This window comes from Microbacterium sp. X-17, assembly GCF_039615055.1.
Map to the genome: position 1 here is coordinate 635,609 of NZ_JBDHNI010000003.1, position 26,373 is coordinate 661,981.

General features: G+C 62.0%; 29 protein-coding genes. 3 read left to right on the forward strand and 26 right to left on the reverse strand.

The window, feature by feature from the left end; genetic code table 11:
* Nucleotides 1-126 precede the first annotated feature (126 nt).
* The 16 genes from ABCS02_RS17300 to ABCS02_RS17375 all read right to left on the reverse strand — a co-directional run bounded on the left by ABCS02_RS17300 (nt 127) and on the right by ABCS02_RS17375 (nt 15,691).
* On the reverse strand, nt 127-852 hold the full coding sequence (locus tag ABCS02_RS17300; RefSeq protein ID WP_345836905.1) for an SDR family oxidoreductase: 726 nt from the start codon (nt 850-852) through the stop codon (nt 127-129).
* Nucleotides 834-1,358: a glutathione peroxidase gene (locus tag ABCS02_RS17305; RefSeq protein ID WP_345836906.1), complete on the reverse strand. Its 525-nt coding sequence runs from the start codon at nt 1,356-1,358 to the stop codon at nt 834-836. The genes ABCS02_RS17300 and ABCS02_RS17305 overlap by 19 nt, the downstream gene beginning before the upstream one ends.
* Before the next feature lie 57 nt (nt 1,359-1,415).
* The gene (locus ABCS02_RS17310; RefSeq protein WP_345836907.1) at nt 1,416-1,835 is read right to left on the reverse strand and encodes a hypothetical protein; all 420 of its coding nucleotides are present in this window, start codon (nt 1,833-1,835) and stop codon (nt 1,416-1,418) included.
* 63 nt (nt 1,836-1,898) lie between these two features.
* The gene (locus tag ABCS02_RS17315) at nt 1,899-2,780 is read right to left on the reverse strand and encodes a mycofactocin-coupled SDR family oxidoreductase (RefSeq protein WP_345836908.1); all 882 of its coding nucleotides are present in this window, start codon (nt 2,778-2,780) and stop codon (nt 1,899-1,901) included.
* A 60-nt stretch (nt 2,781-2,840) separates the two neighbouring features.
* Nucleotides 2,841-3,674, reverse strand: a complete 834-nt coding sequence (locus tag ABCS02_RS17320) for an aldolase/citrate lyase family protein (RefSeq protein WP_345836909.1) — start codon at nt 3,672-3,674, stop codon at nt 2,841-2,843.
* A 61-nt stretch (nt 3,675-3,735) separates the two neighbouring features.
* Nucleotides 3,736-4,716: a zinc-binding dehydrogenase gene (locus ABCS02_RS17325; RefSeq protein WP_345836910.1), complete on the reverse strand. Its 981-nt coding sequence runs from the start codon at nt 4,714-4,716 to the stop codon at nt 3,736-3,738.
* A gap of 153 nt (nt 4,717-4,869) precedes the next feature.
* Nucleotides 4,870-6,717 (reverse strand): NAD(P)/FAD-dependent oxidoreductase, encoded by a 1,848-nt coding sequence (locus ABCS02_RS17330; RefSeq protein WP_345836911.1) that lies wholly within the window; start codon nt 6,715-6,717, stop codon nt 4,870-4,872.
* A 361-nt stretch (nt 6,718-7,078) separates the two neighbouring features.
* On the reverse strand, nt 7,079-8,560 hold the full coding sequence (locus tag ABCS02_RS17335) for an MFS transporter (RefSeq protein WP_345836912.1): 1,482 nt from the start codon (nt 8,558-8,560) through the stop codon (nt 7,079-7,081).
* A 212-nt stretch (nt 8,561-8,772) separates the two neighbouring features.
* Nucleotides 8,773-9,126 (reverse strand): hypothetical protein, encoded by a 354-nt coding sequence (locus ABCS02_RS17340; RefSeq protein ID WP_345836913.1) that lies wholly within the window; start codon nt 9,124-9,126, stop codon nt 8,773-8,775.
* A gap of 52 nt (nt 9,127-9,178) precedes the next feature.
* Entirely contained in the window at nt 9,179-9,937 is a 759-nt protein-coding gene (locus ABCS02_RS17345; protein WP_345836914.1) for an SDR family NAD(P)-dependent oxidoreductase, read from the reverse strand.
* Nucleotides 9,938-9,965: 28 nt separating this feature from the next.
* On the reverse strand, nt 9,966-10,823 hold the full coding sequence (locus ABCS02_RS17350; protein WP_345836915.1) for a mycofactocin-coupled SDR family oxidoreductase: 858 nt from the start codon (nt 10,821-10,823) through the stop codon (nt 9,966-9,968).
* Nucleotides 10,824-10,909: 86 nt separating this feature from the next.
* Nucleotides 10,910-11,710, reverse strand: a complete 801-nt coding sequence (locus ABCS02_RS17355) for an SDR family oxidoreductase (RefSeq protein ID WP_345836916.1) — start codon at nt 11,708-11,710, stop codon at nt 10,910-10,912.
* A 19-nt stretch (nt 11,711-11,729) separates the two neighbouring features.
* Nucleotides 11,730-12,497 (reverse strand): enoyl-CoA hydratase/isomerase family protein, encoded by a 768-nt coding sequence (locus ABCS02_RS17360; RefSeq protein ID WP_345836917.1) that lies wholly within the window; start codon nt 12,495-12,497, stop codon nt 11,730-11,732.
* A gap of 40 nt (nt 12,498-12,537) precedes the next feature.
* Nucleotides 12,538-13,557, reverse strand: a complete 1,020-nt coding sequence (locus ABCS02_RS17365; protein ID WP_345836918.1) for a zinc-binding dehydrogenase — start codon at nt 13,555-13,557, stop codon at nt 12,538-12,540.
* Nucleotides 13,558-13,984: 427 nt separating this feature from the next.
* Complete coding sequence (locus ABCS02_RS17370) at nt 13,985-14,692, reverse strand: TetR family transcriptional regulator (protein WP_345836919.1); 708 nt, start codon at nt 14,690-14,692, stop codon at nt 13,985-13,987.
* 204 nt (nt 14,693-14,896) lie between these two features.
* Nucleotides 14,897-15,691 (reverse strand): SDR family oxidoreductase, encoded by a 795-nt coding sequence (locus tag ABCS02_RS17375; protein ID WP_345836920.1) that lies wholly within the window; start codon nt 15,689-15,691, stop codon nt 14,897-14,899.
* A gap of 172 nt (nt 15,692-15,863) precedes the next feature.
* On the opposite strand from ABCS02_RS17375, the gene ABCS02_RS17380 reads away from it, so the two are divergent.
* Nucleotides 15,864-16,403 carry a VOC family protein gene (locus ABCS02_RS17380; RefSeq protein WP_345836921.1) on the forward strand — a complete coding sequence of 180 codons (540 nt, stop codon included), beginning with the start codon at nt 15,864-15,866 and terminating at the stop codon, nt 16,401-16,403.
* A gap of 41 nt (nt 16,404-16,444) precedes the next feature.
* Here the strand turns inward: ABCS02_RS17380 and ABCS02_RS17385 are convergent, their stop codons facing one another.
* The 3 genes from ABCS02_RS17385 to ABCS02_RS17395 all read right to left on the reverse strand — a co-directional run bounded on the left by ABCS02_RS17385 (nt 16,445) and on the right by ABCS02_RS17395 (nt 18,335).
* Nucleotides 16,445-17,278 (reverse strand): vWA domain-containing protein, encoded by an 834-nt coding sequence (locus ABCS02_RS17385; RefSeq protein ID WP_345836922.1) that lies wholly within the window; start codon nt 17,276-17,278, stop codon nt 16,445-16,447.
* 142 nt (nt 17,279-17,420) lie between these two features.
* A complete protein-coding gene (locus ABCS02_RS17390) occupies nt 17,421-17,606 on the reverse strand; it encodes a hypothetical protein (protein WP_345836923.1) in 186 nt (61 codons plus the stop codon).
* Nucleotides 17,607-17,627: 21 nt separating this feature from the next.
* On the reverse strand, nt 17,628-18,335 hold the full coding sequence (locus ABCS02_RS17395; RefSeq protein ID WP_345836924.1) for a MoxR family ATPase: 708 nt from the start codon (nt 18,333-18,335) through the stop codon (nt 17,628-17,630).
* Between the two features lie 93 nt (nt 18,336-18,428).
* Between ABCS02_RS17395 and ABCS02_RS17400 the strand changes: the two genes are divergently transcribed.
* Nucleotides 18,429-19,118: a GntR family transcriptional regulator gene (locus ABCS02_RS17400; protein WP_345836925.1), complete on the forward strand. Its 690-nt coding sequence runs from the start codon at nt 18,429-18,431 to the stop codon at nt 19,116-19,118.
* 23 nt (nt 19,119-19,141) lie between these two features.
* Here ABCS02_RS17400 and ABCS02_RS17405 read toward each other — a convergent pair whose 3' ends face one another.
* The 4 genes from ABCS02_RS17405 to ABCS02_RS17420 all read right to left on the reverse strand — a co-directional run bounded on the left by ABCS02_RS17405 (nt 19,142) and on the right by ABCS02_RS17420 (nt 22,880).
* Nucleotides 19,142-19,810, reverse strand: a complete 669-nt coding sequence (locus tag ABCS02_RS17405; RefSeq protein WP_345836926.1) for an SDR family NAD(P)-dependent oxidoreductase — start codon at nt 19,808-19,810, stop codon at nt 19,142-19,144.
* Nucleotides 19,811-19,814: 4 nt separating this feature from the next.
* Complete coding sequence (locus ABCS02_RS17410; RefSeq protein ID WP_345836927.1) at nt 19,815-20,753, reverse strand: isocitrate lyase/phosphoenolpyruvate mutase family protein; 939 nt, start codon at nt 20,751-20,753, stop codon at nt 19,815-19,817.
* 235 nt (nt 20,754-20,988) lie between these two features.
* The gene (locus ABCS02_RS17415; RefSeq protein ID WP_345836928.1) at nt 20,989-21,756 is read right to left on the reverse strand and encodes an SDR family oxidoreductase; all 768 of its coding nucleotides are present in this window, start codon (nt 21,754-21,756) and stop codon (nt 20,989-20,991) included.
* 137 nt (nt 21,757-21,893) lie between these two features.
* On the reverse strand, nt 21,894-22,880 hold the full coding sequence (locus ABCS02_RS17420) for an aminoglycoside phosphotransferase family protein (RefSeq protein WP_345836929.1): 987 nt from the start codon (nt 22,878-22,880) through the stop codon (nt 21,894-21,896).
* Nucleotides 22,881-22,949: 69 nt separating this feature from the next.
* Here ABCS02_RS17420 and ABCS02_RS17425 point away from each other — a divergent pair, with 69 nt between their 5' ends.
* Complete coding sequence (locus tag ABCS02_RS17425) at nt 22,950-24,527, forward strand: MFS transporter (protein ID WP_345836930.1); 1,578 nt, start codon at nt 22,950-22,952, stop codon at nt 24,525-24,527.
* A 104-nt stretch (nt 24,528-24,631) separates the two neighbouring features.
* Here ABCS02_RS17425 and mftC read toward each other — a convergent pair whose 3' ends face one another.
* The 3 genes from mftC to mftA are packed head-to-tail and all read right to left on the reverse strand — an operon-like array spanning nt 24,632 to nt 26,313.
* Nucleotides 24,632-25,930 (reverse strand): mycofactocin radical SAM maturase, encoded by a 1,299-nt coding sequence (gene mftC, locus ABCS02_RS17430; RefSeq protein WP_345836931.1) that lies wholly within the window; start codon nt 25,928-25,930, stop codon nt 24,632-24,634.
* Complete coding sequence (mftB, locus tag ABCS02_RS17435) at nt 25,927-26,193, reverse strand: mycofactocin biosynthesis chaperone MftB (protein ID WP_345836932.1); 267 nt, start codon at nt 26,191-26,193, stop codon at nt 25,927-25,929. The genes mftC and mftB overlap by 4 nt, the downstream gene beginning before the upstream one ends.
* Before the next feature lie 15 nt (nt 26,194-26,208).
* On the reverse strand, nt 26,209-26,313 hold the full coding sequence (mftA, locus tag ABCS02_RS17440) for a mycofactocin precursor MftA (protein ID WP_345836933.1): 105 nt from the start codon (nt 26,311-26,313) through the stop codon (nt 26,209-26,211).
* Nucleotides 26,314-26,373: the final 60 nt, after the last annotated feature.

Consider the following 26,373-nt stretch of genomic DNA (forward strand, 5'->3'; position numbering starts at 1 on the left):
GCAAGAGATGAAATGTCGATCAACTTCAATGTGGGGCTTGGCAATCGCGAAATGTTGGCACTACCGCCAACAATCCGATAGGCCGTTTTACGCAACCGGGTGGAAGGAATCTCGCCCTTCGCCGGATCAGCGTGTGATGTATATTCCGCCGGAAACGTGGAGATTCTGCGCCGTGATGTGACGCGCCGACGAGCTCGCCAGGAAGTACACAGCCCCCGCAACATCCTCCGGGGTCCCGGGGCGCCCATCGTGCGTCGAGGCCACAAGGGCGCTTCGCATCTGGTCTGGCAGCGGCGTCGAATAGAAGTCGGTTCCTTCTGTGTAGTTCGGCGTCACGGTGTTCACCGTGATCGCGCGCGGGCCGACGAGCCGTGACAGCCCTGCGGTCCATGCCGCCAGCGCTGCTTTTGCTGCACCGTACGAGGTCGCGGCGGACTCGGTTGCTTCGGATCCGATGGCGATTATCGACCCGCCGAGACCAATTCTCGGAAGGAGCGCGGCCGTAGTAAGCACAGCGGGGAGCAGGTTGGCGTCCAGTCCCCGATGCCACTCGGCCGCGAGCTCACGCAGATCTACTGCCTCGGATGCCGGCGGAATTCGGTCCGTGTTCGCTCCGACCGCGTGCACAAGAACATCGATCTCGCGCGGAAGCTCGAGCTTCAGAGCCTCGATATCTGCGGGGTTTGAATGATCGCAACGCAACGAGTCCGCTCCGATCGCAGCCGATGTGTGATCCAGTTTTTCGGGATTTCGTCCGGTGATCCAAACGGAATCACCGTTCGTCGCGAACCGGCTGGCGATCGCCCGCCCGATGCCGCTTGATCCGCCGGCGACTAGGACGTTTCGGCCCATTGTGATCTCTCCTCGCTCGACCGCGGTATGCCATCCTCGATTGCTGAAATGATGCGCGGGTCGTCGGGGACGACGTGATGGGCAAAGCGCTGAATGACACCGTCAGGTCCGATGACGAACTTCTCGAAGTTCCACCGGATGTCGCCTCGATAACCCTCTGCGTCGGCGACTTGCGTCAACTCCTGGTAAAGGCGTGACGCGTGCGGCCCATTGACGTCTACTCTTTCGAACATGGGAAAAGACACGCCCCATGTCGTCGAACAGTATTCGAGGATCTCTTCGTTAGTCCCTGGTTCCTGGCCCATGAATTGGTTGCATGGGAAGCCGAGCACTGTGAATCCCTGACCCTCATAGGTTCGCTGGAGGGCCTCGAGCGCTTCGTACTGCGGCGTCAAACCGCACTTTGAGGCGACGTTCACGATGAGCATCGTCTGACCCTCGAAGCGCCCGAGGGTCGTTGATTCACCTGTGATCGCTCGGATGGGAATAGTGAGCAGGTCTGCCATTTCGTCTCCTTTCAGGTTTCCGGTCACGGTTGAATAGGCGGAATCCGGTGCAACTGGTTACCGCCCGGGCAATCCGAACAAAACGGACGAAACGACGCAGCCCGCGGGACCGATGTGCCATCCGTGGTCGACGCCATTCACGATGGCGCTATCACCCGGAAGCAGCTCGTGCTCGCCATCGTCGAGCACGAGCCAGAGTGAGCCCTCCACGATTGTGTGCGTGTCGATCGTGTTGGTGTAGTGGAGTGGGCGAACCTGGTTCGCGGGGAACCGCACGCGATTCCATCGCGCGGTCCCAACAGGCACCCCGTAGTCCCGATACTCGGAGACGCCGACTGCGCGGGCAGTGGGCTCGCTGACTGCGATATCGGCGACGGAGGTGGCGTCGACGTCTGACGCTTTGGGGTTATGAGTCCATTCGACTTGGTGTACAACGCACGAACGTCCTTCGCGTACATCGGCGATGATGAGCTTCATGGGATGGTCTCCTCTTTCGCGGTCAGTGGACAGCGCAATATCGTCCCGCCCGACATCGCTCGTCTACCGGTTCGAACGGCCGAGTGCGACCGGGAGTTGAATTCCAGTGACGTGCCGCGCCTCGTCGGAGGCGATCCACGCCACCGCGGCAGCGATGTCCTCTGGTTGGCTGATGTAGTCTGGGAGAGCGGGGTTGAACATCGGGCGGTAGACCTCGTACTGGTCGAGAAGCGATCCGACCTCCGTCATCTGCAGGCCGCTCTGCACACCGAACGGGTGCACGCTATTGCAGCGGATCCAGTACGGAGCCAGTTCGTTTGACAACGCCTTAGCAAGACCGGTGACGCCATGCTTGGCCGCGACGTAGTCGGCCATGAATGGCAGACCGACGAGGCCGGCCATCGAACTGGTGAATGTGATCGAACCACCTGTGCCCTGCTCGATCATGATCGGCATCGCCGCCTTCGCGGTGTAGAACGCTCCGGTCAGATTCATCCCGATGGTTACATCCCAGTGCTCATCGTCGATATCCCACGCCATCGCACCGGAGGTCATCCCTGCGTTCGCGACGACCACGTCGAGGCGCCCGAGCTCTGCGACCGCGGCATCAAGCTCCCGCTTCATCGTCCTGTAGTCGCGCGTGTCCGACTGGATTGTGACCACTCGACGGTCGAGGTTCTCGACCATTGCAGCCGTCTCGGCGAGGTCTTCTGGCGCTGACCCCTTGTACGTCACCGTTGGGATGTCCTCGCACAGGTCGAGAGCGATGATGTCCGCTCCCTCAGCTGCAAGCCTCACGGCCTCAGCGCGTCCTTGACCGCGAGCCGCGCCCGTCACGAAGGCGACCTTGCCCACAAAACGCTGCGCGATCGGGTCCGATGGCACGGGCGGCGTCGGAATCGAGCCGAAGGCGGGGGTCGGGTAGTAAGTTGGCGCATCGCTCATGATGGGCTCCTTCTGTTGTCGTTCTGATTGTTGGAATGGATGCTTCGGGTTGATCCGAGGTCAGCCTCTGCCATAGGCATCTACCAGGCCCATCGGCGCGCCCGCGGGATCGGTGGAGGTGAGCCCCTGCGCAACCAACTCCGCTTGGAGCTCGTTAAGCAGACCTCGCGAATACGGGAACATATAGCCGTCCGAGAAGCCGTTGATCATGCGGCAACCGGCAGAGACGTGCTGCGCGCCCGCCTTTGCTCCGGCACCGCCGCCCGACCACGCGATCTTTCCAGCAGCAAGAATCTTCGTGTAGGCGTTGAAGACCAACTCCATCGTCTCAGGGCCGCCGAGCGGCGCCCCCATCTTGACTGCGAGGTCGCCAGGGCCGGCCATCACGGCGTCGATCCCGTCGACGGCGAGGATGTCGTCGAGGTTTTCGTGACCGAGAGGCGTTTCGATGAGCGCAGCAACGAAGATGCTCGTGTCCGTCTCGCGGATCGTTGCCGGCGACATCGTGTAGTCGTTCCAGCGAGTCATTGGATTCCAACCCCGATCACCCTTGGGTCCGAAGCGGGCAGAGCGCACGAGAAGCTCGGCGTCCTCCACGGTCTCGACGGCCGGCATCATGACACCCGACGCACCCACATCGAGTAGCTGCTCGATATCGCCTTGCGTCTTGTCCATCGCGCGGGCGATCACGGGAACACCGTAGACGTTCGCCGCGTTGATGCACGCCGCCAACGATTCGATACCTCGATTACCATGTTCCGCGTCCAGGAAGATGAAGTCGAAACCTGCGCTGGCGAGCAGCCCGCTGTAGTCGTAGTGCGGAATGTACTGACCGGCACCGACCAGCACCTCCTTCTGCGCAAGCAGTTCACGAATCGTGGGAACGTTCTTCATCTCGGTCTCCTTTGCTTCGAGCGATTGGTTCGGTCTTTGGGTTCGGGACCACGACAGAGCATCAGTCGAGGCCGAACGTGACTTTCATCTGCCCACTCGCGGGCCGAGTGGCGGCGATGAACGCCTCCTCTGCAGAGGCGTAGGAGTACGGCGATGTGAGGTAGGCGTCCGCGATTTCAGGAAAGCCCGCGAGATAGTCCTCTGCGTCGGCCAGCACGTGCCTGCGGACCTTCTCGGGGGTGTAGCCGGCCTTGAGCGTTGCGTTTTTCCGGAGAAGGAGATTGATGGGCAGCGGATACACCTCGTCGTTGGGGATGCCGAAATAGAAAACGCGCCCCTCTTCCGCGACCGCCTGCATCGCACTCGTCATGGTCTCGACCTGGTGGCCGATAGCCTCCACAACGATGTCTGCCTGTTCATTCGCTCTGAGCTCGAGAGCCCAGTTGGCGGTGTGGGCATGCACAACCTCATCGATTCCGAACGAGGGGCCGACATCGGACCGGTTCACCCGATCGACGCCGACGACGCTCGCGGCGCCGCGCGACTTCAGGACGTGAGCGAACAACACGCCGATCGGGCCCAGTCCGAGAACCGCAGACGATCGACCAGCGACGTCGCCGATCTGGTTGACAGCGTGGATCACGCACGCGAGCGGCTGAATCATGATCGCCGTCGATGCCTTAAGTTGTTTCGAGTACGAATGGAGGCTGCTGCCTCGCGATACGACGAACTCAGCCAGTCCGTCGTTGGCGGTTGCCCAGCCGACTACATGCTCGCCGACTTCGATCGAGTCATCCGCGGACGCGAGGACCTCCCCGGCGACCTCATGCAGCGAGAACCCGGGGGCGTGTGGCCCTCCAGGCAGAGGGGCGCCGAACGGCCGACCTTGGAAGAAAGGAAGATCACTCCCGCAAACTCCACCTGCGAGGCTGCGGATCATGACTTCCCCCGGCCGCAATTCTGCCGCAGTTGGCGCTGGCGCCTCGTCCATTGCCAGCTGCGATGGGCCGGTTAGCCGCAGGGCCCACATCGATGACTTCATCTATCGCTCCTCGCTGAGTACGAATTCGGGAAAGACCTCCCGCTAGCACGCTACCCATAAGTAGCATGCTACGTTCGCCGTTTGGCCGTGCGGATCGCGGGCGCGACCCGCTGTCGAGCCCCGCCCGTTCACCCCCACACATCCGCCGCGGCATCAGTTGACCGTGACGAATGCCGTCTCTTCGAGCATCTCTTCTTCAGTGAACAGGACTTCCTCGACGTGATGCTCGAGCCAGTCGGCGAGAAGCGCCTGAAGCTGGACAGGGCCGGGGGCGAACTCAGTCGACCTGCCTCGGTACTTTCCTTCTCCGTTGTAGAAACCCGGGGTGCAATGAATACGGAAAGCCAATGCCGCATCTGCTTCAGGCTCGACAGTCGCCGCGATCTCCGCCGTCCACGCATCCTCCATCTCCGCACTTGGCTCGATGAATGCGGCGCCCGCATTCTTCGCAGCCCTGATCATTTCGGTGACGTGCTCCCCGTGAAGCTGCAGCACATGCGAGAAGTTCACGGCATTCGCGCTCTGCATCGGGCCGAGCTGGAAGAAGTTGGGGAACTCATGCGTCATGTAGCCATGGAAGAGGCGCGGCCCTCCCCCCCACACCTCGAGCATGCTGCGACCCTTGCGCCCGATCACTGGCAGAGCTCCGGACATCACGGCCGTCAGCCCGACGTCGAAGCCTGTGGCCACGACCAGCAGATCTAACGGATACTCCTTATCTCCCACGAAGATCGAGTTCTCGCCGAGCCGGGTTGGCCCCCCGAAGTCAGCAGTATCGACGAGTTCCACGTTCGGAAGGTTGAACGCGGGTAGGTACAGGTCGGTGAAAGTCGGACGCTTGCACGCGAAGCGGTACCAGGGCTTCAGAAGTTCCGCAGTCGCAGGGTCATCGACCACTTCGTCAACACGATCACGGATGGCGTTCATCGCGCGCGCATCGAGGTACTCCTCATATAGCTCGCGGATCTCGCCCTTGTACGGCGATATGTAAGTGCCGGTATTGTGCCGATGCAACAGCGGCCAAATGGCCGTCCAGCCGTCGTTCACAAGATCTTCCTCCGGGTTGGCGCCCGTGACGATGTCAAGGAAGTTGTCCATCCGTCGGCGTTGCCACCCGGGCTCAGTGGTGCCGGCCCAGGTGTCATCGGTCTTCTGGTTTCCACGGAAGCTGACGGTGGAAGGCGTCCGCTGGAAAAGGTAGAGCTGATCGGCGTACTTGGCGACCTCCGGCACAATCTGGACTCCCGTCGCACCGGTGCCGATTACCCCGACCTTCTTGCCTTCAAGACCCGTGAGCGGCTCGGTTTCGCTACCACCCGAGTAGGAATAGTCCCATCGACTCGAATGGAATATCTTGCCCTTGAAGTCTTCGATCCCTGGAATGTTCGGCAGCTTCGGGTTCGGGAATCCGCCTGTGGCGACGATGACATAGGTCGCCGTGAACGAGTCGCCGCGATCGGTCTCAATCCGCCAAACGCCGTTCTCCCAGGTCACGCCAGTCGCCCTCGTGTGGAACAGAGCATCTCGGTACAAGTCGAAGTTCCGCGCCAGCTGGTGAAGGAGACCTCGCACCTCGTACCCCGGCGCATATCTCATCGACGGAAGAGCTCCGGTCCGCTCAAGCATCGGAACGTAGATGTGCGACTCGATGTCGACGCGCAGGCCCGGATACCGGTTCCAGTACCACGTGCCACCGAAATCTCCCCCGACATCGAGGATTCGAAGTTCCTCGATCCCAGCTTCGCGTAGATGCACGGCAACCGACAGCCCGGCGATTCCGCCGCCGATAACCAGTGCTTCGACGTGACTTGTGACCGGGTCGCGGTCGACCACGGGCACATGTGGATCGCTCGCAAATCCCGCGAACTCCCCGGTGGCTGAACGGTACAGGGTGCGAGGGTCGCTACGTTCACGACGACTGCGCTCGAATTCGTACTTTGTGCGGATCGCCTCGATGTCGATCTCCGGGAACATGGCCTTGATGTCTTCAACAGTGGTCACTGGTCGTCCTTTGCTGATGGCTGCGTCACGACTGTCGTAGGGGTGGCACATCCGTGAATGAGTCGTCGTAAGCTGCGCCGCTGCAGGCATGTCCACCCTTGGCTGCTTGCCGGCTCCCTTGACGACGTACTTGGCTCGTTCGTACCTTTATCGTATCACGTACCGTAGTTAATTCGATATGAATCTTCGCCGGACGCCGTCACGCTGAGTGGTCGGCCGCTGGAAGAGCCCGCGGGCACGGCACCATCGCGGATCAGCGCGATTAGGACAAGTGCGAGCGACAGAACCGCGGTCGTCGCGGCGGAAGCCCAAGGGAGCAACCCCTCGCGTGCTCTTCCGCCGCGACTGCACCTCAAGGGAGTTAGCTGGGCAGCACGATGGCCGGCCCCGCCTCTTCGGTCGCCACCTCTGCGGCGCCCAGAGTCTCCTCGGCCTCGGCCCCCCGAAGGCGCCGCATGAAGAACGGCGGAATGAGACCCAACGCTGCCATGATCGATGCTGTCAGCAGAGCGAGGGCGACGCCGAGGGTCGGCCCTTTGCTGACGATGACGCTCCCGAAGACGGCAGCGGCGGCGATTGGACCGAAGACGATCTGGGTAGAGATTGCGCCTGTGGCTTGCGGCCGAAGGGCCCCCGGCACCATGATCTGAGGCGCAGCCATCACCGTTCCCTGCTGGCCGACGTTGTAGATGCCAGCCAGGAAGCAAGCGGCGTAGACGACCCAGATGTTGACTGTCTCGGGGGCGACGAGCATCCATGTTCCGAGACCGATCATCGCGATGAGCTTGAATGCGGTCGATGACCAAATCACGCCCCTGACAGTGCCCGTGTTGGCGATCCAACGACCGACAAGCGGGCCGAGGAAGATCGCAGGGATTCCAAACAGCGCTGCTGCGATGCCAGCCTCGACCGCGGTTCCGTGGAGCCCATTCAGGATGTAGACCGGAATGAAGGATTCGGCAACGAGCAACGATCCGGCAGCAAAGAACACCTCGAACATCAGCGCGAGGGAATTCCGGTTCTTGAGCACGGTCGTGGGGATGAACGCCGCCGCCTTACGACGCGCCGTCACAATGCTGAAGCCGATCAACGCAACAGCGGAAACGGCGAAGTAGAGCGTGTTTAGTGGCGATCCGTAGGGGATCGCAGAGGTCCCGAGCGCCAGAGGCAGCACCAGGAATGTGATGAAGGCGGTCAGAAGGATCGCGCCCAACCAGTCGAACGACCCTACGCGGACGGCGAAGGGAGCACACTCCTTCTTTGACGGGCGCGCGCCGAACATGACCAGCAGCGCGGCCACGAGCAGCCCTGCCCCGCTGAAGATGCTCACCCCGCGCCAACCAGCCGACTGGATGATGATCCCGATGATGATCGGGCCCGCGATGACTCCGATTGACGAGACGCTACTCACCGCCCCCAGGAGCGTGCCGGCACGATGCACAGGGAACATGTCTCTGATCAGGGGCAGGCCGATTGTGTAGCTTGCGCTTGTGCCGATCGAGAGCAAGACAGTCGAAGCCACGAGTGCTTCTGCGTCCCAGGCGAGGCCGCGGAGTGCAATGGTGGCAACGACGATCAACAGCGAAACGCCGAGCATCATGGGTCGCGCGTGCGGAAATCGCGCCGCGAGGAAGCCCAGCAATGGCATGGCCACGACGGCCGCGATACCTCCGATGGAGGTCGCGAGAGCATAGAGCTGCATGCCGCCGAGCTCGTTGAGGGCTACGGGAAGCAGGACCGAGAACCCGATCGCGTCGCCGATAACGAAGAAGAAGGTCGCGTAGACCCCGATTAGCGTTGCTACTCGCCGCCCCGAAGGCTGCGTGAGATAGGGATTGAGCACAGAACACTCCTTTGTGTGCGCGGTACTTCCCGTCGGGAAGTGGCGGCGTCATCGTCGTCGCTGGCTAATGGTACGCCATACGGTATCGCGAACGGAAGATGAATCGATGACGGAACTGAGTAGTCAGGCGGGGCGCGCGAATCGCTGCAACCCCTTGAAACGCAGTCGGCCGCCACACCCGTCAGGCGTGGCGGCCAACTGCGTTGCCGTGGCTACTCGAACGTGAGATGCGAGATCTTATCGTCGGTGACCGTGAAGACGAACGTAGGATTGGCCTCCCCGCCCGGGAAGGCATCGCTTTCCAGGTGGTTGAGGACGGCATACACACCGTCGCCGCGATTGGACGCCGACGTGATCTGCAGCGTGTAGACGAACATGCCCGTCGTCCTCTTCAACCATGCTTCAACTTCGGCGACTCCGGTGAATGTCTCCCCCTGGTCGTCGACCCTCGCGTTGTCGGCGAAGAAGGTGATCGTACTCGGCCTCGCGTCGCCGGCCGAGTCGGCGAGAAAACCCCGGATGGCTTCGGGCAGCGTTGTCGTCTCGATCTGCTGGGTGTCGTTCATATGCATTGTCCGTTCTTGGTGTGTTGGGTGGTAGGGGTTGCATACGGGCCGGTTACGACGGTGTCAACACCTCGTCGCGGGCGTTGATCAGCGCCAGGAGGCGCGACCTGACTTCATTGACGTAGTGATCGTCGCTGTAGACGTAGCGACGGTCCCGTTGGATCGCATCGAGCACATTCGCCGCCACTGTCGATGGCTCAACAGTGCCGATCGGGTTCATCGGCGTGCGGATCATGCCAGGGAAGACAGTGCTGACCCCGATCGAAGGCGTTAGCGCGGCCAGTTCGGCGGCGAGTGTGTCCCCGAGCGCAAGTACGCCATGCTTTGCCGCCCCATATGGGCCGACGCCTGCCAGCGGCAGCACTGAGGCCATGGAACCGACATTCACGAGGTGCCCGCCTTCACCAGTCGAGATGATCCGCGGGATGAAGGCACGCACGCCATGGATCGGCCCCCACAGCTGCACTCTGAGCACCCGGTCCCATTCATCGAGCGATGCTTCCCAGGTCGTCTGACCGTTCGGGGCGACACCCGCGCTGCTCACGGCGATATGCAGCCCGCCAAAAGCACGGACGGCGGCTTCCGCAACCGCCTCGACCGAGGACTGGTCTGTCACATCGACCTTAATGGCGCGGACGTCCGCACCGGTGCTTTGCGACAGCCGCTCGGCGTTCGCCTGGGCCAGCTCGAGTTGAAGGTCGGCCAGGAGCAGGCCGCGGACGCCGGCTTCGGCAAGGGCCTCAGCAATAGCCAGCCCGATGCCTCCCGCCGACCCGACGACGACCGCAGCGCGGCCTTTGACTTCGATCACGGTCTCAGTCCTTCCCGTTAGTGTTGGCTCAGCCCGGGATGCCCGCCTCGACGAGATGAAGCATCTGGCCGGTGTCGACACGCAGTTGCATGCCGGTGACGTAGCGGGACTCCTCGGATGCGAAGAACAGAACAGCGTTGGAGATGTCGACCGGCTCCATCCATGGCACGCCCATCGGCGAAGTGGCTTCGAAGGCGGGGATCGCGTCCTCGGGAGTCGGGTTCTCCAGGTCCGGACGGAACAGGCGATAGATGTGATCGTTCTGAATAAGGCGGGTGTTGGTGTTGAACGGGTGGATCACGTTGACGCGGATGCGCCGACTCGCGAAGACGCGTGCGATGTCGTGCGCGTAACGAGCGGCCGCGCGCTTGGCCGACGAATATGCCATGCCTCCGGGACCGATCTTCTCAACTGTGTTCTCCATGAGCGCCGCGGTCGACGAGGTGATGACGATCGATGCGCCCTCTGTGAGGTGAGGCGCGACCGCATCGACGGTATTGACGACCCCGAGGAAATCGACGCCGAACACATCGGTGAACGCCTGAAAGTCCTCCTGGTCGAAGGAGAGGATCCCCGCGTTCGCCGAGATGATGTCGATGTGTCCGAACTCCGCGATACCCTTCGCGACCGCTTCACGCATCTGGCTGGGTTCCCGCACGTCGGCCTTGACGGGCACGATACGACGATCGAGTGCCTCGACAAGCCTGACGGTCTCGTCCATGTCGGCCTGCGAACTCATCTCGTAGGCGGCCGTCGAAATATCCTCAAGGATATCGACGGCGATGATGTCCGCTCCCTCTTCTGCCAGTCGCACGGCGTGGCTCCTGCCCTGCCCCCGTCCGGCGCCCGTGATGAGAGCGACCTTTCCTTCGACTCTGCCGGTCATTTCAACTCCTATTTCTCGGGACCGCATCGATGCGGTCACTGTGGATCGGTGTGTAGTGACAATCTGTGTGTTCGGGTGCGCAGCGCTCAGCTGAAGTCGAGGACCGCACCCTCGAAAACGTGAGGCCCACGAAGTGTGGCCTCTGCGCCGCCGTCGACGAAGATGCTCTGCCCGGTGACGTGCGTGTTCTCCTCGCTCGTGAGCCACGCAAGGAGGCGCGCTACCACCTGTGGCTCGCCAGGGCCGTTGAGCGGCATGGGCGTCGACTTCGAGACCATGGCTCGCCCCTCGGGCGTTGCAAGGTGGGGCGCGACCATCTTCGTGATGAACGTCCCGGGGGCAACCGAGTTGAGGGGGATTCCTTCCCCCGCCCAATCAGATGAGAGCGCCGCCACGCGGACCCATTCGGCGACTGCCCGCTTGCTCGAGGTGTACATGTAGCCTCCCCCGTTGTTCGCGACGAGGTCCTCTCCCAACGCCAAAGCCGCAGCGTCCTCACCTTCGAGCAGCAACCGGGTGAGCTCCGGGTGGTTGGGATGGACAACCGAGATCGACGTCACGACCGCCGCACGAGGCGCGCTCGACGTCAGGAGTTGGGGGCGCAGCCCGACAAGCAGGTCGCGCACGCCGTAGAAGTTGACTTGCAGAGCCTGCGTTGTCATCTCCGTGGTGCCCGCTACTGCGATGATCCCGTCGAGTGTGCCACCGGACAACTCAGCGACTGCATCAGCGACGGTCGCGCGCTGGCCCGGATCGCTGAGATCCACATTGACGTCTGCGCCGTTTCGGGCGATGCCGATCACCCGATTGCCGGCGTTCTCCAATACCTCTTTTGTTGCCTGTCCGATGCCGGAGCCCACCCCGGTCACGGCGTACGTTCTGCTCACGCGCTCACGCTCCTCTCTTTTAGTTCTTGCTCATCGTTGCGATGGTGGCCATATGCTCGTAGGCCAGCCCCGCGTGCAGATCTTCCGCCATCGCGCGACGCCACGGCTGGTTCATCACTGCCCGTGTGTTCATCAGTGACCACAGCGGGAACTTCGTCCACTGGTGCGCGATTTCCATGGCGCGCGGGAGAAGATCCGGGAGAGGCAGCACCTCGTTGACAGCCCCCCATTCCAGCGCTTGTGCGACGGTGATCGTCTGTCCTGCCATCAGAAAGTAGCGTGCCCGGTTGATGCCGATAAGCTGCGACCAGACGATCTGCATGCCATCTGACGGTGGAATGCCCTGCACGAAGTGCGTCCCATCCGAAAACTCGGTCGTGTCCGCAGCGAGCACGACGTCCGCGAGGAGTGGCAACTCGGAATGGCTGACGACTGGCCCGTTGATGGCGGAGATGACCGGGATTTCCAGGCCCACGAAGTTCCGCAGCAGGCGGGAACCGTCGCGGAACAATCGCATGGTCAGGTTCGGGCCGTCCTCCTGCGCCTGGCGCATGAAGTCGTCGATGTCGACCGCAGACGTGTACGAATCGCCAGTACCCGTTAGAACGACGACCTTATTCTCGTAATCGCCGTTTATATATTCGAAGAGTTCACCGAGATCGTGATGGGTACGCTCGTCCCACAGGAACGGTCCGCCCTCCTTGTGAAGGCGCAGAAGCAGCACCCCCGTTTCGTCACGCTCGATGTGCACCGTCGGATAACGGTCCACGTAGTCTTTGAGGCTCATTGCATCTCCTGTCGAGGGCTCGGTCGAGAATGTTGGGTGATCAGTCGAGGGTTATCAGCACCTTCACCGCCGCGCCCGGCGTCTTTGCGAGATCGAGGGCCTCGAGAGCTTGGTCATACGGGAAGCTGTCGCTGATGATCTGCGCGTACTTGTCGGGATTCGCAATGATGGCGTCGGTCACCTCAAAGATCTCGGTGGGGTATGCCACCGACCAGCGGAGGTCGATCTCCTGCACGAGGACTTGGGCGAAGTCGATGAGAATCGGCGTCTTGTGAGTCGCGACGACGACGATCACCGCGCGCGACTTCGCGGCCGCCATCGCCGCCTCGATGACCGCCGGCGACCCCGCAGCGTCGATGTATACGTCGCTTCCGGCACGCATGCTGATACCCAGGGTGTCGGGGGCTTCACCGTGCAACTCCTTCAGCCCAGCGACGACATCCTGAGTCGTCGAATCGATCACGGCGTCCGCGCCGATGTCGAGCGCCTTCTGCATCCGTTGGCCCCCTCGGCCGACGACCACGACGTGGGCAACACCCTTTGCTTTGAGCGACAGCACCGCTCCCAGGCCGATCGGGCCCGCACCGAATACGACCGCCCTATCGCCTGCTTGCGCGCCAGAGCGGTTCACGGCGTGGTGAGCGACAGCCATCGGTTCGTTCAGCGCGGCTACGGCCCACGGGATCTCCTTCGGAATGACGCGGAGCTGGCGACCCGCTTCGAACTCCTTGACCACGACGTACTCTGTGAGCCCGCCTTGCGCTCCGCCACTGCCGCAAATGCCGTCCGCGAACTTGGTGACGTCGATGACGACGTGGTCGCCAATCGCGATCCCACTGCCGACCTCCGCACCGATCTCGACAACTTCCCCGGCCGGCTCGTGTCCGAGGCGCGTTGCACCGATGTGCGGAGGGATGCCCCCCATGTCCGAGTACATGCCGTCCGAACCGCAGACGCCGCACGCTCTGATCCGCAGAAGAACGTCACGCGGACCGATCTCCGGCTCTGGCACCTCCGCCCAACCGTTCTCTCCGACACCCGTCACCTGCACTGATCGCATGGCCACTCCTCTGTGCGCCTATGGGGCCCTCGCGAGCCGCTGGTGGAAATCAAGGCCTCGAGCCGCATCGCTCGAAGTCGTCATGTAGTTCGCGTCACGTAACTGCATCGACGAGAGCGACGGCCGCTCCGCCGCGAGCGTGATGCATGGATATCAGCGACCGGCGCGTATCGTGCCTCGGTCGACCAATGAGGTGCCCGGCTACACAGCTGGCGAGGAAGCTGGCCACGGACACTCTGACCTCCTCGTCGATTGATTGGTAGATACCGTAGTAGATACCGAACGTGATTACAATACGGTTGAATGGGCGTATCCGTGGTAACCACAGGACTGCTCTCACGGCCGGAGGGTAGCATGCTACTTGGGCGAGAAGCCAACGAGCACGCAGACTCATGAATGCGCCGAGTCAGAGAAACCGATCGGCTGGCTAGTGGCGGGCGAGGGTACGATGCCGCATTTCGGCTGCATCCAAGATGAGGTTCAGCCCGGCGATGAAAGCTTCCCCCGTGCCATCCAGGCTGACGCCATGCTCGGTCACAAGTAGAGCGAGCAGCGGCATCGTAGACTGATCCAGCATCGACAGCTGCGCGACGCCCTCGGGAGGAATGCCGGTACTCCGTCGCGTACGCTCGAGCGAGGCGACCTGACTCGTGTAGAGCCACAGTGTCGAGTGCAACTCCCATGCAGCCAGTGGTGTGAATCCAGCGTCGACGAGGAATCCGAGCTCGCCCTCTTGTCGCTGCATCGACGCGCGCGTGACCAGATCACCCGCGTCGACTTTGCGACCGAGCATGAGTTCCGAAAGGACATCGTCATCGGCGTACTCGCGTCGAAGCTGTCGGAAGAACTCGAGAAGATACCTGCGCCAGTCTGAGGTGCCGAAGTCTTCATACTTGCAAAGCCGGCTGTGTAAGCCGAGCCCTACTGACTCATGCATTCGCTGCAGAAGATCATCTTTGCTCCGGACGTACCAATAGATGCTCGTGACGCCGACGTTGAGCTGCGTAGCGAGCCCCTGCATGGTCATCGCATCGAGGCCATCACGATATGCGAGCTCGAACGCGCCGCGAAGGATCATTTCGGCGTCGATCGAGCCGCGCGACCGGCGCGAACGCTTTGAACTCGGAGTGCTCATGATTTCCTACCTTCTACAAGCTCCCATTCTAGACGCGATCGCGATACGGTACACGATCCCGTGCTCTGCACCCTCCACATGTACCGCCCCAACGGCGCCCGCTCGAACGGACATTCGCGCCCAAGATCCCCTGGCACCGAGGCCGCGAGCGCAGGACTCGCCTTTCGCTCGCGGCCGAACTTGGTGTGCTTGGCGCCAGAAGATCTAACGACCTGCGTCCATTGATGAGCCGCCATCGACCATCAGTGTGTGACCCGTCATGTAGCTCGCGGCGTCGCTTGCGAGGAAGACTGCCACCGATGCTACTTCGTCCCCGCCGCCGAACTTATGGAGCGGAACTTGATTCAACATCCATTCCTTTGTCGCATCGTCTGCCTTGTCAAGGAAGATCTTCATCGACGGTGTGTCATATGCGGCTGGGCAGATGGTGTTGACACGGATGCCGTCAGCGCCCCACTCGTGCGCGGCGACGCGTGTCGTCGCCCGGATCGCTTCCTTCGTTGCGGCGTATGCGAAATGCTGCGCCAGGCCGTTGGTGCCAGCAGCGGATCCGATGTTGACGACGGCGCCCTTGTGTTCCAGGAGCTGGGAGTAGCACGCCTGCATGAAGTAGTACGTACCGTAAAGACCGCTACGCATGTGGGCCTCAAGAAGGGCGTCGTCGGTGTCGACGAAAAGCCTCTGAACGACGCGCAGGTTCTGCGCGTTGTTCACGAGGATATCGATCCGCCCCATCTTCTCCACCACTTCGGCGACAGCCGCGTTCACCTGGTCCCGCTCGCTGACGTCACAGGTGATGGCCATTCCCGGCTCACCGTGGGCGCTGAGTTCCTCGGCGACCTTCGTCGCGTTCGCGGCATTGAGGTCGACCACCGCGACCCTCGCTCCCGCTTGAGTCATCGCAATTGCGATATCGCGTCCAAGCCCCTGCCCCGATCCGGTGACGATCGCCACTTTGTCCTGCAACGCCCCGTCGAGGAACGCGAGATTGCGAACCATGCCCGACCTCCTTGTCGAATACTGTACCGAATGCCGTTTGCATTGTTGACGGCCACACTACACGGTGGCAGGCAGAGCCGCTTGCTGACGTCGATATTCCGCAAGATTTGCGCTATCGAATGTACATCGGTATCAACTACGATTAGTGCGACCAAGCCTCAAGGGAGAGCGCATGACCTCGCCAGGAAGTAAAGCAATCGCCGAGCTCGTGCACCACCGGAAGCAGCTGGGGCTCGTAGGCATTCATCCCTACCAGGCGGCGTACGTCACGAATGATCTCGCGCACGCGATAGCGGGCTATCGTCGTATATTCGGAGAATTTGACTTCGCGGTCGCAGAATCCACCGCCCAGATTCGCGTACCGCAGGGCGACGTCACAATGCATCTTCGGGTCGCGCTCGCGTATGTGGGTGACCTCATGATCGAGATCATCGAGCCGCTCTCAGATCCGACTCGGTTCTACGCAGACGCGGTGCCGGCAGTCGGCTCAGGGATCGCTCTGCATCACATGGCGTACCTGCTCGAACCGTCGGCCGATTGGGATCGCTTCCGAGAGACTCTTGAAACTGAGCGGGTTGCGTTCGAGATGTCCGGCGACCCGAAGGTCGTGTACCTCGACACTCGGGCAGAGCTTGGACACTATCTCGAGTACGCCCAGTACAGCCAGGCACTTACAGATCGAATCGAGACGCACATCCCGCACAACAACTAGGGGCGCGACGTTCGATTGTCGAGACTCTCGAGGCAGATCGGTCACGCCTGGAAAAAGGTCGAGAGCGCCGGGGCAACATCGCCGAACCGTCTGACCACGCGCACCCGACCACGACCGTGTCTCGCCAAGTCGCGGGCCAGCTCCGCGTCGTGTTCTCCCGAGGCGTCCAGAAGGACGTCCAGCCTGGGTAGAGACGCCGCTATCGGCTGGGGTTGGGGGCCGGCGTTGTGCACGCAGTCGGACAGCAAAATAACGCGAGCGTCACGGGTCGGCACCCCTCTCAGTTCCCGAGCGGCCAGCTGAAGCGGGAATGCCACGTTCGTCAAGCCCTGCGCAGGGATGCGCAGAAGTGTGTCTAGAACGCGGTCGGTGGATGTCGGCTCGTCGAGCGGGCTGATCATTGCTGCGTCCGACCAGAAGGCGATTACCGCGACGCGATCTCTTTCGAATTCGGCGGTGACGGCGCCTACCGTGGCCGCCGCAGTGCGCACCTTCTCGCCCTTCATCGACCCCGATAGGTCCACTAGGAGCACTACAGAGCGCCGTGGCTGGTCCCGTTCTCGCACGACCAGGTCGCCGTCTAACGCGAAAGGCTCCTCGGCCAGGACTTCGGTCGTCTTGTCCAGGTCAAGCTCTGTCGCACCCTCGCGATACCGAAGACTCACCGGCCTCCCGACGCCACGGCGAGGCTCTCGTCGCAGCCTCGGCCGGGGAACAGACAGCAGCGCCGCGATCCGACGCGCCCGAGCACGAACTTCGGGATCGACGACTGCGGACGGATCCGCAAGAACGAGCTTCGCCTCCTCGTCGGTCGAACCGCATTTTGCCGCTCCCCACCGACTTCCCTGGAACTTCCTTCCTATGGGTACCAGCATGTTGAGCGATGAGCACCTGCCCACCACCGCCGGCCCCGAACAGCGGCGGCTCCTGATCAAGCTGCTTCGACTTTCTCGGGCCATGCTGGGGGCGCATCGATTCTGAACGCCGAGCAAGCGGCCCGTCAGACTCAACCGCTCTTCATCCGGGCTCGGCCGCCGCAGGATCGAGCACGAAGTACTGCTCACAGATTTCACGCAGCACTTGCTCCGGAGTGCTCTCCGACGCTTCATCGACGTGGATCCGACCAGACAGGGCGACTTGCATCGCGTCGGCGAAAGCGCCCTGATAGCTGACGGACGCCCGGACTCCCCCGCGGTCACGCACTTCGCGTCCTTCTAACAGGCGCTATGCGATGAGTGCGAGATCGATGGCACCGCGAACGCTGGATCCCTGACGGACATCTCGGTGGTCGCGGGTCATGCGGCACACAGCGACGGAGTCCGCCGTGATCGCCTCCGAAAGGGGCCCGTCGAGGCCGGTTCTCATCCGGAGGATATTCTCCTCGGCCTCTGCGTCCTGATAGCCGACAACCACGCGGTTCAGACGGTCACTAATGCTCGTCGAAAGTCTGGTCGTACCGACGTTGTCGAAGGGGTTCATCGATGCAATTATGCGGAAGGTCGCCGATGCCACGACGCGACCATAACGCGGAACTTCGATCTCACGATCCGCCATCGCCGTCAGCAACACGTTCAACGGATCCTCGGGAGCTCGATTGAACTCTTCGATGTAAAGGAATCCACCGCGCTGCATCGCGGCCACCAATGGCCCGGGAACGAAACCATCAGCCGTGTAACCCTCACTGAGCACTCGGGCCGGCGAGTGGTAACCGATCAGTTTGGATGGGGTGAGGTCGCCATTGCCCTCCACCAGAACAAGTGGTATTCCCCACTCTGAACTGATCGCCTTCAACATGGTTGTCTTGCTGGTGCCCGGCGGCCCCTCCAGCACGAGATCACGACCGGAATCCACCGTTGCCAGCGCCAGTTCGAGCTCTCGCTCTCGGCCGACAACGCGTTTGGCGATGAGCTTGCGAGGGTTTGGACCAGTCATTGGCATCCTTGTCGATCGACACCCGTTGAAATCGCTTTGTAGCATGCTACTAGTAGTATGCGACACTCCCCCGAGATCGGTAACGTTTGGGTCATGACCGATCGGGACAACCTCAAGGAACAGGCATTCGTGTTCCTTCGCGACGCCATCATCTCCGGCCAACTCGAGGACCAGTCCCTGAACTCCGTGTACCGGCTGGCTGACCTCCTCGACATGTCGCGCACTCCTGTCCGCGAAGCGGTCCTGCAGCTCGCAGAAGCAGGAATGGTGACGATCGAGCGCAATCGCGGCGTGCGGATCCATGGCCTCAACACCCAAAAGATCCGTGACATCTTTGAGCTGCGATTGCTTCTGGAGGTTCCCGCCGCATCATATGTCGCACGGTTCGGGAGCGCCGTGCTGCACGCAGAACTCCAGCAGGCCAACGTGGCGGCGGGGGCCGCGCTCGCCGTCGGCGACCAGAAAGGCTTTCTCGCGAACGATCGGGCATTCCACGACCGCCTCGTCGTCGGTGTGGGAAACCACCAGTTCAAGCTTGCGCTCGACGGCGCGCGCGATGTCGTACTGGCCCCGCGTCTCGACGATCCGTTCGGCGGCCGCAGCCCTGAGGATGTCGTGAAGGAGCATGCCCTCATCGCTTCAGCGATCGCCGCCCGCGACCCTGAAAGGGCCGCATCCAGCATGCGTGATCACCTCCAACGCACGGGGACGATCATGTTGCGCGACCTCTCGCTCCGAACGTCGGAGACCTTCGACGCCAACTGGGCAGATCGGCTCGGCTGATTCCGCGACGGAAGATCTAGGTCTCAGCCGTCGATAGCGACATAGTGCAGTTCGGCCCTGGTGCGCTCGTCAAAGAGGTCGAGGTATTGCTGGGCGATCACGGACGGCTCCGCGTCCGGTCGACCTCCTCCGATCCACGCCATAATCGCGACATGCGCGACGTAGACCCCTTTCGACGACAGTACGTTGTGAAGGTTCAGCACCCAGTTGCGGAGACCGGCTGCTGCAATGTTCACATTCGCCAGATAGGGCAGCGGTTCGACGGACCCTCCGCCCGTTGTGATCAAGATGGTCCCTGCGCCGGCCGTGATCATGTCGGGCAGAACTTGCGAGACGGAATTGATGGCGCCACCCACATAGAAGTCGACGTGCGGGCGTATGTTCGCAAGCGAGACGTCGGGCGCCTCCACTGCGGAGGCGAGATCGCGAGCGGCTGGAGAGAATTCGAGCACGTCGACGCGACCGTACGTGGCCCGAATTCGGTCGAAAGCTTCGGCCACTGCGTCGGCATCGGTGACGTCTGCTTCGAATCCGGCGGCTTCGATTCCCTCGTTCCGAAGTGTCGCAACGAGGGCGTCCAGCCGCTCCTGATTGCGCGCGATGAGGGCGACCCGAAAGCCACGTCGACCGAAGCCGCGGGCAATCTCGATTCCGAGGCCCGGTCCGGCCCCGACTACGGCGATGGTGGGCACGAGGTCATTCTTCGATCGATGCGCGACCACCGAAGAAGCGTTCGTTTTCGGCGACCCGGTCGGCCCCGACAAGCTTCAGGTAATCGACCATGTCGTACTGGCTTGGGTGTTCCTCGAAGTAGCGAGCGGCCAGGCCATCCGAGAGCGCCTCGCGGAGCGCGAGTGTCATGGCTGCGGAGGCCGCGTTGAACGCAATAAGGGGAAGGATGACCCACTTGAATCCGGCGTCACGCAGTTCCGGTGCCGAGAAGGTACGATCGACACCGCCCACTGTCACCAGCGGTCCATTGATCTCCCGAACGATCCGCCGGTACCACTCGTAGCGTTCGGCCCTCGGCAGCTGCGACAGGGGCTGGTCGTCGACGAGCACAGATCTCAGGATGGGGAAGGCGACATCTGCTCCGGCCTCAAGGAACAGATTGCATCGTTCGATCAGATCTACGACAGAGACAGCAGTATCTGTGCGGCCGACGATGAGGAACTCGGGGTCCGTCCGCGCTGCGAGAGCTGCGCGCACGCGCCCCACGGCCTCCTCTTTCGGGACGACCCCGACTCTCGGATCGCCGAGTCTAGTGATCGGGAAGGGCACGTCCTCGATGTGCACTCCGCCTGCACCGGCACGTTCCAGTTCCCGCGTCGTTCGGAGGATGTCCTCTACCGCGCCGAACCCGGTATCGATGTCCGCTAGGACCGGTAGATCGACCGCGCTTGTGATTCGACCGACTTGGGCCGCGAGTTCCGGCATCGTATAAACCATGCCCGAGTAAGCGAACTGACTGGTGTGGAACGCACCACCGCTGAAGTGCAACGAGGAGAACCCGACATGCTCGGCCAATTTGGCCGACCAAGCGTCGAAGCATCCCGCCGATAGGAGCCACCCGTTCGCGAGCTGGTCGCGCAGCGATGCGGGTTTCACGACCTCTCTCTGACTGGTGGGAGACATGTGTTCATTCGCGAGGCCGATCGAGCTCACTGGTCTCCATTCCGAGGCGTGCGCCGAGCAACCGGGCGACAGTGCCACTTTTTCACAGGCTTTGAGTATAGATGCTACTACGGTAGAGCATACCGTTTGTGCCTGCCACCCGCGAGCGCCGAGAACCGAGCATCACAAAGCGAACCCGCCGATGACGGTGTCGCGTCATCGGCGGGCACGAGTGGGTTGTGGAGTTCGCCTGCGGTCAGGCGAGGGGCGACATGCCTCCATCCACGCCGATCATCTGGCCATTGAGGTAGTGAGCACCCTCGCTGGCGATGAACGCAAGGATCGGGCTCGCATTTTCGTACGGCTGCCCCATGTATCCGACCGGGCTCACCTTGGCGATCATCTCGACACTTGAGGTGCCCTCGGTTCCCTCACCGAAGTGGTCGTTCCAGGTGACCGGGAAAATGCAGTTCGTGGTGATCCCGAATCGGCCCCATTCGGACGCGGCAGTGCGCGTAAGAGCCATCATCGCGGCCTTCGACATGCCGTACACCGCGAATCCCGGCGTTGCGTGGATGGCGGCACCGGAGGCCGTGGTGATGATTCGGCCGTAATTCTGCGCCTTGAAATAAGGCAGAAGCTTTTGCATCAGCAGCATCGTGTAAAGCGGTCCTGAACGGTAGCTGAACAAGGCCCCCTCTGCGGTCGCCTGCGAAAGATTGGCTCCGCCCTCCAGACCACCCTGCGCGCTCGCAAAGAGGATGTGCACGGCACCGAACTCTTCGATCGCGTTCGCGACAACGGCGTCGAGGTCAGCTTCCTTCTCGACATCGCATTTCCTGGCCACTATCCGGCCCTCGAGAGCACGACTCCGCGCCTCTTCGACGAGGGCTTCCAGCCGGTCGACCCTTCGGGCGGCGACGAGAACATTGGCACCCTCTTCCGCGAAGCGCAAAGCGGTCCCGTAGCCGAGGCCAGAGCTGGCGCCGACGATGATCGCCGAGCACCCCGAAAGGATTCCCATGTGTAACTCCTTTGTCTCACGTTCCGACGGGGACGAACGCACGGCAAGCATTGGGCCGCAGGCGTCAATTTATCGTACAGACCACCGTATCTAATTCTGTAACGCGGTCCGCACGAAGTTTGCCTGCCGCGATCGGCTCAGTTCCGCTCGAGAAGCTCAACCATTTCGATCAAGCGCTTCGTCGCCCACGATGCCTGGGCCGGATCCTGTGGGCCGCGGAACCGCGGCTCGACGACCATGATGACGAGCAGGTAGACCGTGTAGAGCCGGCGCCTGATCCGCTCGTACGGAGTGAGCGCTCTCACTCCGTATCCGCGCATGAAGTCAGCCCAGTCCCCGAGCATGGGGAGGTCGATGCCGATGAAACCGGCTTCCATCAGCGGATCTCCGAACACAGCGCGTTCATGGTCGATCAGGCACAGACTCCCATCGCTCTTGACAATCGCATTGCTCGGCCAAAGATCCCACTCCACGAGTTTGGGTACATCCACCTGGTCAAGCAACGGCTCGCATTTGCGTGCGATTTCTCTTACTCGGTCCGCAATATTGCCGAGATTGACGCCAGCGCGTTCCGCGTCGGCCAGGCCATCGTTGAGCAGGGAACTGAACGCGGCGCTCCAACTCTTGTGCCCGGGTCCGGCGACCATACCGAAGCGGTCGCCTTCTATTGTGTTGATCTGGCAATTCATCTCGCCGAGCCGAGCCAAGGCCGGCGCGGCCGCCTGCGCGGTCAATCCGCCAGATTCGAGCAACTCGCCCAGGTTGTCGCCCGCGACATAAGACATGAAGAACCAGTCGGCGCCACAGATGTCTCGAGTCGTGTCCGCGAAGAGGACATCCGGGACAGGAATGCGGGGATGTGCCTTGAGGAGCGCCATCGCCTCGAGTTCGTTCGTCATGAGGTTGCGCTCGTATGTCATCAATTCAGTCGCTGGCGATGGCGCAATCTTGAGCACCACGGTGCGCGCGTCCGCCAATTCGAGACGATAGGTCGCCGAGAACAGTCCGTGCGTGAACTCACGTATCGCGGCATCATCGCCGGGTACGACAGCGGCACCGAATGCTCTCTCGACCATCAGTCGAATCGTCGATGACGTCTGTCGATTCTTCGTCAGGCTGTCCACATGCCCATCCTTCCGCAGGTAGGTCAGGACGGCTCGCAGTAGCATGCTACATGCTCTAGCATGCTACTCGTGGGAACAGCATCGAGCCGCCGTCACCGAATGCAAAATCGCGCTGGCGGAACTCAATCCCACTCCACGGTCAAGGTGTTCCTCGGAATCGTCCTCGGCCTGCTCGTCGGGGTGCTGTCCACCTCGATGATCAACACCTCGCTTCCGGTGATTGTCGCGGATCTCGGCGGCGGTCAATCCACGCTCACCTGGGTGGCCACCGGGCCACTGCTGGCACTGACGGTGAGCACCCCGATCTGGGGGAAGGTCTCAGATGTCGTCGGCCGCAAACCCCTTATGCTCATTGCCCTTCTGCTATTCATCGCCTCATCGTTCGGGGCGGGGCTTTCCGCCACACCAATCATGCTCATCGCGGCACGTTCCGTCCAAGGCCTCGCAACGGGCGGACTGCTCACGCTTCCCCAAGTCGTGCTGTCCGATGTCATCAGCCCGCGCGACCGCGGGCGCTATTCGGGGCTTATGGGAGCAATCATCACGGCCGGAACCGCCGGCGGCCCAATCGTGGGCGGCTCCATCACCGACGCATTCGGGTGGCGCTGGACCTTCTTCGCGCTCGTGCCGTTCGCGATCGTCGCGCTGGCGGTCATCGCCCTGCGACTTCGCCTACCGCACCGCCACTCGATCGGCCGGATCGACTACGTCGGATCCGCTCTCCTCGTCGTGTCGATCTCGGCGCTACTCCTCTGGCTCTCGCTTGCAGGGACCGCCTTCGCATGGGACTCGGCGTTATCGTGGGCGATTGCCGCTGGGGCTGTCGCGCTTCTGACAGTCACCGCCATTGTTCAAGCGCGCAAAGCGGACTCGGTTCTTCCGGTCCGATTGTTCCGCGACCGAACGTTCGCGCTCGCCGTGATCTCCAGCTTCTGCGTGGGCGTCGTGATTTACGGATATTCCATCTACTTGATTCAGTACCTCCAGTTCAGCAGGGGGGCAACAGCGTCGCAGGCCGGGCTCATGACTCTCCCTCAAGTGACGGCCAACCTGATCGCCTCCAGTGCAGCGGGCTTTCTCATCAGTCGCTTCGGAGCATGGAAGCCATGGCTTGTCGCTGGCGGGGTGTTCATCAGCTCGTCCGCCGTGCTCCTAGCCACTCTGCGCGCGGGGTCGCCCATCGTCATCGTATACATCGGTGCGGCACTCATCGGCCTTGGCCTGGGAATGACCCTGCAGACCCTCGTTCTGGCCGTTCAGAACGCTTCCGATCCTCGAGAGGTCGGCACCGCGAGCTCCGCGGTGTCATTCTTCCGCAGCCTCGGAGGCGTCCTGGCCATCAGCTGCTTTGGTTCTCTGCTCGAACATCGGGTAAGCGCAGAGATCGCCTCTGGGCTCGCCCGAGCAGGAATCACCCATAGCACCTTGGGGACCACGCCCGGGGCGCTCCCGGACGTAACAAGCCTGCCGCAGTCGGCACGTATTGTTGTGGAGACCGCCTACGGCGACGGCATCGGACTGATCTTCGCGATAATGATCCCCGTCGCCCTCGTAGCCCTCGTCTGCATCATCCTCATTCCGAATGCTCGATTGAAGACCCAGACCGGAATCGAGCAGCTCGCCGAGTTTGACGCGGTCGATTCCTGACGCCGAACCACTCCGATGGGGTTGTTCAGATATTCCACACCGAGAAGGGGCCACGCTTGTGCAAGTGAACTTGCAGGCGGGACCCCTTCTTCTTGCGTTGGCGATCAGTCCGTTTCGGGTCGGAAGTCGGCGAGCGGGTCCTCCATCAGATCATTAATCGGCCGGGCGATACCGTTGTTGGAGATGCCCAGGTTCGGCTTGATGTCCAATGCGGCGACTGCATCCGGGCTGCGGCCAATATTGACCGCGACCTTCCCAGACTTCGAATAGCGGGTCGTGCGGTGCGAGTGATCCTGGCTTGGCTTGTGCAGCACGGCGTCTGCTGCACGCTGCTCGAGCAGCGCTTCGCCGTAACCCTGAACACACTCCGGGTCCGGCCCGTCCAGGGGCAAGCCGGTGAAGAACTTTGCCGCCATACACCCGCCCTTACAGGTGTCAAAGAATTGGCAGGACGAGCATGCACCGCCAGACTGCGGCTGGCGCAGTCGCTGGAAGAGCTCGGAATGCTGCCAAACCTCCTGAAAACCCGCGTCGCGGATGTTGCCAGCCAGGAACTCATCGTGGATGGCGAACGGGCACGCGTAGACGTCTCCGATCGGGTCAATGAGGCAGACGACCCGACCGGCGCCGCAGAGGTTCAGACCAGGTAGGGCCTCGCCAAATGCCGAGAGGTGAAAGAACGAATCTCCTGTGAGGACACCATCGCCGTGCGCGACGAGCCATTCATACAGCTCCAGTTGCTGCGCAGGAAGTGGGTGCAGTTCGTCCCAGACATCGGCTCCGCGTCCTGATGGGCGAAGCCTGGTGAGTCGCAGCTGCGCACCATAGCGGTCGGCGATCGCCTTGAATTCGTCCAATTGCGGAATGTTCTGCCGGGTGCAGACAACGGAAAGTTTGAAGTTCTCGAACCCAGCGGCCTGCAGGTTCTCCATGGCGCGGATCGCAGTGTCGTACGACCCGGGACCGCGAACGAAGTCGTTGACTTCTGCAGTTGCGCCATCCATCGAGATTTGAATGTCGAGATAGTCGTTGCGCGCCAACCGCTCCGCTACCTCTGGCGTGATCTTCACCCCGTTGGTCGAAAACTTCACGCCGATGTGGTGGGCCGTCGCGTAATCGACGAGCTCCCAGAAATCAGGACGCACCGTGGGCTCACCGCCCCCGATGTTGACGTAGAAGACCTGCATTCGCTCGAGTTCATCGATCACAGCTTTGCACTCTGCGGTGGTCAGCTCGCGGGGGTCACGACGACCGGACGATGAGAGGCAATGGACGCAGGACAAGTTACAGGCGTAGGTCAGTTCCCAGGTCAGGCAGATCGGGGCGTCAAGGCCGTATTCGAAGAGATCGACCAGCCGCTGGCCACGCGGCGGGTGCGCTACCTGAGTGTCAAGCAGTGTCATGCGATGCGCTCCTTCAGCATTTTCGACGCGGCGAGCGCGCCGAGCGCCGCCTCGAAGGTTGGGATCTCTGTGTCGGATACGCCGGCGGCTGTCAGTGCGGCCCGGGCCGAGGGGGCATCGGAGAGACCGGTAACTGCATCCAGCAGGCGCCGGTCTTTCAGGAAAGAAAGCTTGCGCGTACCGAAGTGATATACGAGCGCCCCAAACGGCTCAGGCCGCACGGCGACCTGTGGATCGAGCGCCCATGGACGATCCAGATTCATTGCGCGTCGCCGAGCTCAGTAGACGCCGCACATGCCGTCGATGGAAACTTCCTCGACGAGGATGTCTGCGTCCACGGGTGCTTGAATCGGGTTCTGGGTATCAGGAATGGTGTTCTCCATGGGATCCTCCTTGATCGGAACTTCGGTTAGGGTAACATGCTATTGGCATCGAGTGCCAAT

Bases quoted from the DNA above. Each gene is read 5' to 3' on its own strand.
- ABCS02_RS17300 (WP_345836905.1), bottom strand. From the start codon at position 852: ATGGGCCGAAACGTCCTAGTCGCCGGCGGATCAAGCGGCATCGGGCGG.
- ABCS02_RS17305 (WP_345836906.1), bottom strand. From the start codon at position 1,358: ATGGCAGACCTGCTCACTATTCCCATCCGAGCGATCACAGGTGAATCA.
- ABCS02_RS17310 (WP_345836907.1), bottom strand. From the start codon at position 1,835: ATGAAGCTCATCATCGCCGATGTACGCGAAGGACGTTCGTGCGTTGTA.
- ABCS02_RS17315 (WP_345836908.1), bottom strand. From the start codon at position 2,780: ATGAGCGATGCGCCAACTTACTACCCGACCCCCGCCTTCGGCTCGATT.
- ABCS02_RS17320 (WP_345836909.1), bottom strand. From the start codon at position 3,674: ATGAAGAACGTTCCCACGATTCGTGAACTGCTTGCGCAGAAGGAGGTG.
- ABCS02_RS17325 (WP_345836910.1), bottom strand. From the start codon at position 4,716: ATGAAGTCATCGATGTGGGCCCTGCGGCTAACCGGCCCATCGCAGCTG.
- ABCS02_RS17340 (WP_345836913.1), bottom strand. From the start codon at position 9,126: ATGAACGACACCCAGCAGATCGAGACGACAACGCTGCCCGAAGCCATC.
- ABCS02_RS17350 (WP_345836915.1), bottom strand. From the start codon at position 10,823: ATGACCGGCAGAGTCGAAGGAAAGGTCGCTCTCATCACGGGCGCCGGA.
- ABCS02_RS17360 (WP_345836917.1), bottom strand. From the start codon at position 12,497: ATGAGCCTCAAAGACTACGTGGACCGTTATCCGACGGTGCACATCGAG.
- ABCS02_RS17365 (WP_345836918.1), bottom strand. From the start codon at position 13,557: ATGCGATCAGTGCAGGTGACGGGTGTCGGAGAGAACGGTTGGGCGGAG.
- ABCS02_RS17370 (WP_345836919.1), bottom strand. From the start codon at position 14,692: ATGAGCACTCCGAGTTCAAAGCGTTCGCGCCGGTCGCGCGGCTCGATC.
- ABCS02_RS17375 (WP_345836920.1), bottom strand. From the start codon at position 15,691: ATGGTTCGCAATCTCGCGTTCCTCGACGGGGCGTTGCAGGACAAAGTG.
- ABCS02_RS17380 (WP_345836921.1), top strand. From the start codon at position 15,864: ATGACCTCGCCAGGAAGTAAAGCAATCGCCGAGCTCGTGCACCACCGG.
- ABCS02_RS17385 (WP_345836922.1), bottom strand. From the start codon at position 17,278: ATGCTGGTACCCATAGGAAGGAAGTTCCAGGGAAGTCGGTGGGGAGCG.
- ABCS02_RS17395 (WP_345836924.1), bottom strand. From the start codon at position 18,335: ATGACTGGTCCAAACCCTCGCAAGCTCATCGCCAAACGCGTTGTCGGC.
- ABCS02_RS17400 (WP_345836925.1), top strand. From the start codon at position 18,429: ATGACCGATCGGGACAACCTCAAGGAACAGGCATTCGTGTTCCTTCGC.
- ABCS02_RS17410 (WP_345836927.1), bottom strand. From the start codon at position 20,753: ATGTCTCCCACCAGTCAGAGAGAGGTCGTGAAACCCGCATCGCTGCGC.
- ABCS02_RS17415 (WP_345836928.1), bottom strand. From the start codon at position 21,756: ATGGGAATCCTTTCGGGGTGCTCGGCGATCATCGTCGGCGCCAGCTCT.
- mftC (WP_345836931.1), bottom strand. From the start codon at position 25,930: ATGACACTGCTTGACACTCAGGTAGCGCACCCGCCGCGTGGCCAGCGG.
- mftB (WP_345836932.1), bottom strand. From the start codon at position 26,193: ATGAATCTGGATCGTCCATGGGCGCTCGATCCACAGGTCGCCGTGCGG.
- mftA (WP_345836933.1), bottom strand. From the start codon at position 26,313: ATGGAGAACACCATTCCTGATACCCAGAACCCGATTCAAGCACCCGTG.